Below are 9,678 nucleotides of genomic sequence, written 5' to 3'. Positions count from 1 at the left end.
GTCGTTTCACTCCTGGGTGGTACTTCGTTGTCGCTCCTGCAACACGGTCAATGTGGCCTTGAGTAGATCGGGGGAATGGGGACGGTCAATGAATTGTAAGAGGCTCAGGATTTCCCCTGGTATGCGGGAGTTCCGGTCTTGGTCCCCCACGTCCAAAACCTTCAGACCACCATCTTTTTCCACATCCTTCAGGCGATCGGCAACGAACCTGCCCTGGCGATTTTCCCGTACCAAAATGGCCGCATTATGGTGAGGATTGGTCAACAACAGGGGCACTAGCCGACGGCGAATTTGTTCCACTTCCTGGTTAATGTCCTGGGGAAAATGAATTTCTACCCCCCCATCGGTGGCCGGAGGATTGGGTTGGGGGTCCCCCGGTTCCACTGGACGAATGGCTTGGGGACGGAAAGGTAAAGTGGTATCCGCCTTGGGACCATTAAATCGGGTTTGCCAATCTTGGTTAACCCATTCCAGTAAAAAGTTAGCCGCCGCAATCACCTGCAAGTTACTACGCCCGGCCTGGTCCATGGTGGCAAAACTGCCTAGGGCCTGGCACCGCCGGCAAAATTGATTGAAATATACGGGGTCAGCGGGGGTAAAGCTGGAATTAATGGCTTGGTTGGGGTCCCCCACCCGAATTAAACGGATGGTGCCGTTGGCGTTCTGGGCCAATTTGGTCAACAACTTTTCCTGGAGGGGGCTGGAGTCCTGGGCTTCGTCTTCAAAAACACCAAAAAATTGTTCCTGCCACTGGCGGCAAAGGTGGGGGTCTTCTAGCACCCGCAGGGCAGCCAAAATCATATCGTTATAGTCGATCCAATTCTTCGCTGCCATCAGGGCTTGGTAATGTTTAAACAAACCAGCTCCCATGGACAGGAGTTCGCTACCGGGGGCAATGCGACCCATATCCGCCACATCCTGGGGAGAAAGGCCAGAACTTTTGGCTTCGGCCACCACAATTTTGGTCAATTCGGGTAAAACTTCCGTGCTCAGTACCGCCTGCCGCCGCAGAGTTTCCGTGGTTTCCCCGTCAAAATTCCCCGCTTCCACCAGGGCTTGGTAGGTTTTAGGGTTTTCCCGTCGCCATTGTTCCACCGCATCTTTGATCAAGCGATGGCCCCGTTGGGGAGAAACTAGGGTCTGTTGTTCTGGGTCTAGCCCCGATATTTCCGGATGTCGTAGGGCAATGCTGAGGGCTAAACCATGGAGAGTCTGCACCGCAAACCCCAAGCTAGGCAAGCCCAAGGCCTGTAAACGCTGGTTAACCTTCCCTTTGATGGCTGCCGCCGCTGAACGGGTATAGGTAACAATCAGTAATTTTTCTTGGTTATGTAAACCATGGTGGGCAATGGCGATCGCCGCCGCTACAGAAAGACTATGGGATTTGCCGGCCCCTGGCACTGCAGAAACGGCCATTTCTCCCCCCTGCCAATCCGCCAAGGGTCGTTGACTACTGCGTAAACTTTGGCGTAGTTGCTCTAGGTTTAGGGAAGTTTGATGCATGGCGATCGCCGTTGGGTCAGAAGTCGAATGGTGAGAGTTTTATAAACCTTGCAAAAGGGGAATTAAATTTCGTTTGCGGCTATGGGCTTTCATCAGTTGGCCCAGATAGTTTTGCCATTCAGGCGATCGATCCATTGCTTCGTAGCCTTTTTTGACCAGAGCCAATAATTCAGCCGCCCGATCGTAATACTTTGACTGTGCTGAATCCATAATTTCCTCCGCCCGGGGAACGCCATTGTCTATAACCCATTGGGGGTTAGATTTTAAAGCTAACAACATTACCTGGCGCAAAAGCTCTTGCTCCCAACGATCCAATTGGCTAGCCAGAACCATTGCCCCTCGTACATAATCACTGGCCAAGAAAATTCTAATTCGTTCTACTTTAGTACTGTAGCCCCAGCGATCATCAAGGTTGAGTAGATGCTCAAATAGATCATCTTTCAAAAATTGCCAATCTTCCCCAGAGATTTTTACTAATTGGTGAAAATCGGCCAAGCAGGGCCGAACTTGTACTGCCTTCAACAAGCTTGCTAAATGCAACTCCGGCTGTTCAGTTTCCCTGGCCAGTTCAGCGATCAATTTGAGCAATTCGTAGTCGTAGTTATCCTCTCCTTTTAAGGTCAATCCTAGGCGGGCAATGGTGATGGCTTCGGCCATAGCGCCCACTTCCACTAAGCCCTCTGCTATTTGCAAAGCTTGCTGTCCATTCTCGATTTGGTCAGCATTGGCCATTACTTCCTCAACCCGGTCGAGGTAAGCTAACATCCTCAAAAAATTTGTAATAGCTCCCGCCGCCATTGCTAGGGCAAGATATTCTTCGTATTTTTTTTGTTTTTTGAGCACCTCTAGACGTACTGCTAGTAGCGGGGTGTCTAGGCTTTCTTGTTCCTCTGGGGTTAGGTTTACCCTTTGACCCGGGGCCGCTAATACTTTCCGCAATGCGGGTAGTTCCCACATTTCGGCGATCGCCAGAGTGGCCAGATCATAGTCCGGTTCCCCTCTTTCGCGCCATTTCTTCAATGAACGAGATAATTTACCCCTTTCTAAATCGGAAAAGTCGGCGGCGAGAATTAGTTCAGCCCATAGCTCGCTTATTTGATCATAGATGTCATAGCCATAAATGCCATATTCATATAATGCTGGCCATTCCCGCACACAGGTTTCTGTAATGACCGTTAAAGCGGCGATCGCCTCCCCCAATCTTTCGCCAAGTCCTAGATCTCGGACTTCATCAATCAAATCAACTATTTCTTCACAGGGTAACTCACTTTCATCTTCTCCTTCCCAATATTCACTTACCATTATTTCTGTTTCCCGAATGGCATCTCGTATCTGTCCACGGTAATAATTAGTGTCGATCAAGATATTGTTTTCAACTTTTTTTATATATTGTTTGCGAACTATTTTTTCAATTTTATTGAGTAATTTTGGTTCTTTTCCTACCAAAGCTATCATAATTTCTATAATCTGTTCCTTGTCTAAATCCCCTAGTAATTCCGGTAAACTTGGTCGTTCCTGAACGGTGTGGGGACAACGACAGACATTTAAAAGAGTGGCAACAATATGCTTACACCAATCTCCATATTTATAGGGACAACTACACTGGGTTGAGATAACATTATTCCCCTCGAAATTAATACAAACATCGTAAATATAGCTTCCTCTGACCTGGGCTGTGATTAAATTTCCCCGTTTTATTAAGGATTCCACTGCCCCCTGTTGAAAATAGTCTGCTCCCCTCTGAAAGCTTTGACTAGTAGAACAATCGGCAATGTGCTGTTCCGAGATTTGAGGTAAATCAGTCATGCTCTAGTTGCTGTCATGGGGTTGTAGTTTACTTTCTTAAACTTAACCTTATCCGTAGCGGGATTGTACAGCACATAATTGCTCTGGCCCTGTTTCCGACCCACATTACCAACTCCCACAATTCTCCGGGGGGATTTCGCCTGATCCTGGGTAGTTTGGGGCCCATCCAGGGTAATGATTTGGGACTGTAATTGTGTCGGTTCCACCCAGCATTCAAAGGCTAAACCCGATCGCCCACAGAATAGATTATTGGCATCGGCCCGAATTAGGCGATCGCAGAGGGTAATGGGGGCGGTTTCCGGGGTCAGTTCATCGGCATAGCTCACCGTACTACCGTGAATAAGTAAACAATCCAATTCGTGGAAGCCAAAATGGAGTGTCCTTAGCCACTGTACTAATTCCCAGTTGATACTTTCCCAGAGCAATTTAGCCCCATCGCTACCCACTTCAGCAACTAATTCTGGTGCATCCAGGGAACCCCGCAGGCCGTGGAGATTGAAGCACTGTTCTTCCCACCAACCGAGACAAACCTGAGGAATTAATTCATCAGCCCTGGGAGACTGGATGCGGTCAATAACAGGCCGATTATCACCCTGTAAACCGACAAAATCCCCCAGAATATAGAAATCAGTGATGGCATCACCTTGGCTTTTAATGTCGGCCAACACTGCCTCATAGGCCGCTAAATTTCCTTCAATGCCACTACAAATGGCCCAATAACTGTTGATCATTATTTTTCTTTATGCCAGAATCCGCCTTGAAATTTCTGTGATTAAGGATGAATTTTTTATCAACGTTGACAGACATGACTGGGATCATCGGCCCGTTCTGCAAATTCCAGTCCCTGGGCCAATCGCCAAGCAAAAATGGGGGGTAATCCCTGCTCAATAATGGCCGCGCAGGTACGTTGATAGTCGTAGGGGACTTCCCTGAGGGTTACTTGGAGTGTGTCAGTATCATATAAAACATAGGTGGCATTGGGTCTGCCATGGCGAGGTTCCCCCACGGATCCAGCGTTGATAATCCGTTTCAGGGGCGTGGTGAATTGTTGATCTGCCTTACCTTCTGCGCTCTGGGCCACTCGCACAGAAATGGTTCCCCCCTTCAAATCCCGCACATAGGGGACATGGGTATGGCCACAAAATAGAACATCGGCTTCTGTGGCTAAAACCCTTTCCAAGGCGGCAAAACCATCCATGCTGGGCAGTAAATATTCGTGCTGACTGTTGGGACTACCGTGGACAAAACAAAGATTCTCATGTCGCATAGTTAGGGGCAAGGTGGCTAGATATTCCCTCACTTCAGGGTGAATGACATTATTCGTCCATTCGTGGGCCGCTCGACCCCGGTTTTCTGCCAATACGGAAGGATAACTACATTCACAGGCATTGAGACCTTCCACAATGTCTTCGTCCCAACAGCCTTGGCAAGTGGGAATATCGAGGGAGCGGATCATTTCTACTACCGCATTGGGGTAGGGACCATAGCCCACTAAATCCCCCAGGCAATAAATTTGGTCGGCTTTGTGCTGGTCGATATCCGACAAAACGGCATTGAGAGCTTCAAAATTACCGTGGATACAGGAAATAACGGCAAGTTTCATTAGGCGATCGCCTCCTCTAGGGGATTAAAGTTTTTGTACTGTTGCTGGTAATGGGTCAGAATTTCATCGGCTAGGCAGCCTTCCAGGAGGGTATCGGCAATCAATTTCTGATTTAGGTTCCAGCCCGCTAGTTCAATACCACTGAAACGTTGGGGACGACCCTCCAACCAAGGCTCCAGGGGTAATTCGGTGTATTCAATCCCCGTCAGTCCTTGGACAAAATCAATGTAAAAAGCCCGACCGTCCGGCATTTCAAAAATTCCCTTTAACCGTTGTAGTTCCCCGTAGGCTCCCCCGGTTAATTCCGTGAGAATCATCTCTAGGCTGGGGGGATCAAAGACAATTCCCGTCAACGGCGATCGCCATAAATTGGGCAAAGACTCTGGATTAGTTGGGGAAAGATCATTACCGGGGATAATCTCGTCGGCCCAACCATGCCATTCCGAATCCTTTAAAGAAGGGGGCAATACCGCTACACAACGATAGGGCAAAGGGCCAAATTGGGCTGAATTTAAATCAAGATGAAAGCCCAATTCACAGTAAACCACCGCGTCCGGGGGGACATTGGCCAACCAGGACTCTCCCCGATCGCCAGTAATGATTTGCACAGCGGGAAATGTATAGTTAATGCGAGCCAGATCAACGGAAATTGGCCCCAATCCTGGGGAAAAATAAAAAGTTGGGCAAGCTATGTTTTGCAATTGTTCAGTAATCCAAGTGGTTTTTCCCGTCCCCGGCGGCCCGGCAACAGCAATTAAGGAAGTCGATCGCATAAAAAGTGTTCAAAAATATCAAGGACAGAAGAAAGAAAAAAGCTAGTGGAAAGAAGGACTGTGGCGAATTAAGTTCATAAACTCATGGCGGGTTTTAGCATCATCAGCAAAAATTCCCTGCATCGAACTAGTCACTGTCCATGAACCAGGTTTTTGTACCCCTCTCATTACCATGCACATATGGGTTGCTTCCACCACCACCGCCACCCCTTGGGGTTGTAGTAACCCCTGTAGAGCATCGGCAATCTGGGCCGTTAGGCGTTCCTGAACCTGTAGTCTTCTGCCATACATTTCACAAATACGGGCAATTTTTGACAGGCCAATCACTTTGCCATTGGGAATATATGCCACATGGGCCCGGCCGATAATGGGCAAAATATGATGTTCACAGGAACTAAAAAGATCAATATCCCGGACCAATACCATTTCATTCGCATTTTCACTGAAAACGGCCCCATTCAAAAGTTCATCCAAAGACTGCTGATAACCGGAGGTTAAAAATTTCAGCGCTTTAACTACCCGTTTAGGGGTGTCCCGGAGACCTTCTCGGTCAGGGTCTTCCCCCATGCCCAACAGTAATGTTCTAACAGCGGCCTGCATTTCCGCTTCAGAAACGGGGGGGTTAGCTTGGGTGGAAAGGGCGGAAATTGTTTGGTTAGCGGTAAGTTTTTGGGAAGGAATCAAAGCAGTCATGGATGATAAAAAAATAATTGGATAAAGGTAAAATTCGGCAATTTAAGTCAAACTTGCCAAGGTAGCGGGACTGGGATAGCAGAGTTCTAACTGTTGGTAAAGGTCGTCCCGGTCAAGATCCCGACCGATGAAGACGATTTGATTACCCGGTGCAGAACCCTGCCATTCTTCAACTTCTAACGTGCAGCGTTTACCACTGAGTTGAAAAATGTATTTATTGGGACTATCAAGAAACCAAAGTAATCCCTTGGCTCGGAAAACATTACCGGAAAGATTTTCCAGAAAATTTTGAAATTCTGCCAACAAAAAAGGACGGTGACTATAGTAAGAAATGGAAATAAAGCCATCATTATCTAAGTGGGATGAGTGGTGATGGTGGTGTTCATGGTTGTGGTGGTCATGGCCATGGTCATGATGCTCAGGATCTTCCTGATCCCGTTGGTTTTGCTCAATTTCTTCTTCAATTAACCCTTGATAAATATCTTTGTAGTTGCAACCAACATCCAAGAGTAACCCCAGGGGCACTTTCGCATTTTGACAACGGACAATGCGAGCATTTTCTTTGATTTCATTAATTTGAAATTCCAACTGATAAAGACTATCTGGGTTAACTAAATCAGATTTATTGAGAAGAATAATATCTCCATAAATAATTTGCTTGAGCGCGGCTTCACTCTCAAAATGATCTACGGTAAATTCCGAGGCATCCACTAGGGTAATTACAGAGTCTAAGTGGGTAAAGTCCCTTAGTTTTGTCCCTAAAAATGTTAACATAATCGGCAAAGGATCGGCAATTCCTGTGGTTTCAATGACCAAATAATCAATCAATTCATTTTTTTCTAGCACATTGTAAACCGCCTCCACTAAACCATCATTAATGGTGCAACAAATACAGCCATTACTGAGTTGAGCCATGTCTTGATCAACGGATGTCAGTAATTGACTATCAATGTCGATGTCGCCAAATTCATTGACTAAAACTGCAATTTTGAGATTTTGGCGATTGTTCAAAATATGATTGAGTAAGGTGGTTTTACCACTACCTAAAAAGCCGGTGATAATAGTGACTGGTAGGCCCCTTTTGGGAATGATTAAATCCGATGGTGAGGAATGATTCATAGTTAAAATACAGACAAATAGTTATGAGATTTTTTTAAAATTCAATCCGCTTAGTGTGCAATTGCTGAGCAATATCCTTGGCAAAATAGGTCAGAATTAAGTCTGCCCCTGCTCGTTTCATGCTGATGAGGGTTTCCCGCACTACCTTTTTTTCGTCGATCCAGCCCCTAGCCGCCGCCGCTTTGACCATGGCATATTCCCCACTGACGTTGTAGGCTACTACTGGTAAATTAGTATGGGATCTAATCCGGCAAATAACGTCCAAATAGGCCAAGGCGGGTTTAACCATTACCATGTCCGCCCCTTCACAAATGTCCAAAGCCACTTCCTTGAGGGCCTCCCTACCATTGGCCCCGTCCATTTGATAGGTTTTTTTGTCACCAAATTTGGGGGCGGAATCCAGGGCATCCCGGAAGGGACCGTAGTAAGCAGAAGCATATTTGGCGGAGTAGGCTAGGATACCGACATTGATCCAGCCTTCCGCATCCAAGGCTCGACGAATAGCTCCAATGCGGCCGTCCATCATATCGGAGGGGGCGACAAAATCCGCTCCTGCTTCAGCTTGCATCAGGGCCTGTTTAACCAATACTGCTACGGTTTCATCGTTGAGAATTTGGCCATTGGCTACAATGCCGTCATGGCCTTCACTGCTGTAGGGATCAAGGGCGACATCGGCAATGACAATTATGTCTGGACAAGTTTCCTTGATGGCCCGGATTGCCCGGGGAATTAACCCCTGGGGATTGTAGCTTTCGGTGCCACCATTGTCCTTTTTGTGGTCATCAATGAGAGGGAATAAGGCGATCGCCCCGATGCCCAATTGCCAAACGGTGCGAACTTCCTCTAATAATCGATCCAATGAGTAGCGGTAACAGCCGGGCATGGAAGGCACTTCCTGTTCTAAGTCTTGCCCTTCCGTCACAAAGAGGGGGTAAATTAGATCCTCCACTCCGAGGGTATTTTCCCGTACCAGACGCCGTAGGGTGCCCGTCCGTCGTAATCGCCTCGGTCTTTGGGTGATGGATAAAGAGACAGGAGATTCCACTGAAGAAGCCTGAACGGGCATGGCAATGGCTGGGGCACTGGGAGTCATGGGCAACAGAAATGATAATGATTATCATTTTGATGATACCGCAGTGACTCTTAAATAGGAACCCAGGTTGATTGCTCCCTTGATAAAACCCTGAACTGGAAGGGGTTTGAGCCCCAAAATTTTCCCTATTTACCCAGGGATAAATCCCACTGCTCCGACCCAAGCAAAATTCATTAACTTGGCGATCGCCGTCCTCCAGGTTTCCTTCAATCTAGCCATTGGCGCAGCAAATTGACGTAGGTCTTGTTGAGCAAATCAAACTCAATGGTTTTGCCAGATTGTTTGAACAATGACCTTTGCACTGTATTTAAACGAAGCTACAACTTAATGCCCAAAACCTGGGTATGGGCCCCCCGGGCCTGGGTCACCCCAATGGTGCGTTCCGCCGCTTCAATCATGGGACGACGGAGGCTCACCACAATAAATTGAGCTTGTTGGGCCTGTTTGCGGACCATTTTGGAAAGTTTTTCCACATTGGCACCGTCCAAAAACATATCCACCTCATCAAAGCCGTAAAAGGGAGAAGGGCGGTAGCGTTGGAGGGCAAAAATAAAACTCAGCGCGGTTAATGATTTTTCCCCACCGGACATGGAACTAAGGCGACGCACCGGTTTACCTTTGGGGTGGGCCACTAGATTCAAGCCACCGTTAAAAGGGTCTTCTTGGTCGTCTAAATGCAAATAGCCATCCCCATCAGACAGTTCAGCAAAAATAATTTGAAAGTTTTTATTGACTGCATCAAAAGCATCTTGGAAAGAACGACGACGCAGGGTGGTAAAGTTCTCAATTCTGAGCAGTAATTCAGTCCGTTCCCCCGCAATGGTTTGCAACTTTTCTGACAATTCCCCTAGGCGGGCTTCGGTTTTTTCATACTCTTGCAACGCCAGCATATTCACTGGTTCCATAGCTTCCAAACGCTTTTGTCCGTTGCGAATGGAGCGCTGTAATTCCTCCAAAATATTGGCAAAATCCAAACTTGCTTCGTCCCGGTCCTGGAGTAGGGGAATTTCCGCCCAGGGATCGGGTAAATCTTGTTCTAATTCTCCCAACTGACTTTGTAGTTGAGTTAAGTTTTCCTGGTATTCCTG

At 47.3% G+C, this 9,678-nt stretch carries 9 protein-coding genes and 2 pseudogenes; 1 reads left to right on the top strand and 10 read right to left on the bottom strand.

The annotated features are described in order from the left end of the window. Window positions 1-6: 6 nt before the first annotated feature. The 8 genes from IQ219_RS11670 to hemB all read right to left on the bottom strand — a co-directional run bounded on the left by IQ219_RS11670 (window position 7) and on the right by hemB (window position 8,563). Window positions 7-1,503 carry a UvrD-helicase domain-containing protein gene (locus tag IQ219_RS11670; RefSeq protein ID WP_228016986.1) on the bottom strand — a complete coding sequence of 499 codons (1,497 nt, stop codon included), beginning with the start codon at window positions 1,501-1,503 and terminating at the stop codon, window positions 7-9. A 39-nt stretch (window positions 1,504-1,542) separates the two neighbouring features. Next, window positions 1,543-3,309: an SWIM zinc finger domain-containing protein gene (locus IQ219_RS11665; RefSeq protein ID WP_194072712.1), complete on the bottom strand. Its 1,767-nt coding sequence runs from the start codon at window positions 3,307-3,309 to the stop codon at window positions 1,543-1,545. Next, entirely contained in the window at window positions 3,306-4,040 is a 735-nt protein-coding gene (locus tag IQ219_RS11660) for a metallophosphatase (protein ID WP_194072711.1), read from the bottom strand. The genes IQ219_RS11665 and IQ219_RS11660 overlap by 4 nt, the downstream gene beginning before the upstream one ends. A gap of 59 nt (window positions 4,041-4,099) precedes the next feature. Further along, window positions 4,100-4,912 carry a metallophosphoesterase gene (locus tag IQ219_RS11655; protein WP_194072710.1) on the bottom strand — a complete coding sequence of 271 codons (813 nt, stop codon included), beginning with the start codon at window positions 4,910-4,912 and terminating at the stop codon, window positions 4,100-4,102. Next, window positions 4,912-5,685 carry a GTP-binding protein gene (locus IQ219_RS11650; protein ID WP_194072709.1) on the bottom strand — a complete coding sequence of 258 codons (774 nt, stop codon included), beginning with the start codon at window positions 5,683-5,685 and terminating at the stop codon, window positions 4,912-4,914. The genes IQ219_RS11655 and IQ219_RS11650 overlap by 1 nt, the downstream gene beginning before the upstream one ends. A gap of 42 nt (window positions 5,686-5,727) precedes the next feature. Next, entirely contained in the window at window positions 5,728-6,333 is a 606-nt protein-coding gene (folE, locus tag IQ219_RS11645; protein WP_368667604.1) for a GTP cyclohydrolase I FolE, read from the bottom strand. A gap of 87 nt (window positions 6,334-6,420) precedes the next feature. Beyond that, window positions 6,421-7,497, bottom strand: a complete 1,077-nt coding sequence (locus IQ219_RS11640) for a GTP-binding protein (protein ID WP_194072707.1) — start codon at window positions 7,495-7,497, stop codon at window positions 6,421-6,423. 34 nt (window positions 7,498-7,531) lie between these two features. Continuing rightward, complete coding sequence (hemB, locus tag IQ219_RS11635) at window positions 7,532-8,563, bottom strand: porphobilinogen synthase (protein ID WP_194072713.1); 1,032 nt, start codon at window positions 8,561-8,563, stop codon at window positions 7,532-7,534. Between the two features lie 133 nt (window positions 8,564-8,696). On the opposite strand from hemB, the gene IQ219_RS20395 reads away from it, so the two are divergent. Continuing rightward, window positions 8,697-8,825 (top strand): hypothetical protein, encoded by a 129-nt coding sequence (locus IQ219_RS20395; RefSeq protein ID WP_255512821.1) that lies wholly within the window; start codon window positions 8,697-8,699, stop codon window positions 8,823-8,825. Here IQ219_RS20395 and IQ219_RS20120 read toward each other — a convergent pair. After that, window positions 8,797-8,901: pseudogene (locus tag IQ219_RS20120) on the bottom strand (PKHD-type hydroxylase); the annotation flags it as partial. The gene IQ219_RS20395 and the pseudogene IQ219_RS20120 sit on opposite strands and share 29 nt — an antisense overlap. A gap of 6 nt (window positions 8,902-8,907) precedes the next feature. Next, window positions 8,908-9,678 (bottom strand): annotated as a pseudogene (locus IQ219_RS11630) (chromosome segregation protein SMC); the annotation flags it as partial.

It is taken from the genome of Synechocystis sp. LEGE 06083 (assembly GCF_015207725.1).
Lineage (GTDB): Bacteria > Cyanobacteriota > Cyanobacteriia > Cyanobacteriales > Microcystaceae > Synechocystis > Synechocystis salina.
Note: the sequence above shows the minus strand (reverse complement) of the source record. Positions and strands in the feature narration are given on the sequence as shown.

Bases quoted from the DNA above. Each gene is read 5' to 3' on its own strand.
- hemB (WP_194072713.1), bottom strand. From the start codon at position 8,563: ATGCCCGTTCAGGCTTCTTCAGTGGAATCTCCTGTCTCTTTATCCATC.
- IQ219_RS11670 (WP_228016986.1), bottom strand. From the start codon at position 1,503: ATGCATCAAACTTCCCTAAACCTAGAGCAACTACGCCAAAGTTTACGC.
- IQ219_RS11650 (WP_194072709.1), bottom strand. From the start codon at position 5,685: ATGCGATCGACTTCCTTAATTGCTGTTGCCGGGCCGCCGGGGACGGGA.
- IQ219_RS11640 (WP_194072707.1), bottom strand. From the start codon at position 7,497: ATGAATCATTCCTCACCATCGGATTTAATCATTCCCAAAAGGGGCCTA.
- IQ219_RS11660 (WP_194072711.1), bottom strand. From the start codon at position 4,040: ATGATCAACAGTTATTGGGCCATTTGTAGTGGCATTGAAGGAAATTTA.
- IQ219_RS11655 (WP_194072710.1), bottom strand. From the start codon at position 4,912: ATGAAACTTGCCGTTATTTCCTGTATCCACGGTAATTTTGAAGCTCTC.
- IQ219_RS11665 (WP_194072712.1), bottom strand. From the start codon at position 3,309: ATGACTGATTTACCTCAAATCTCGGAACAGCACATTGCCGATTGTTCT.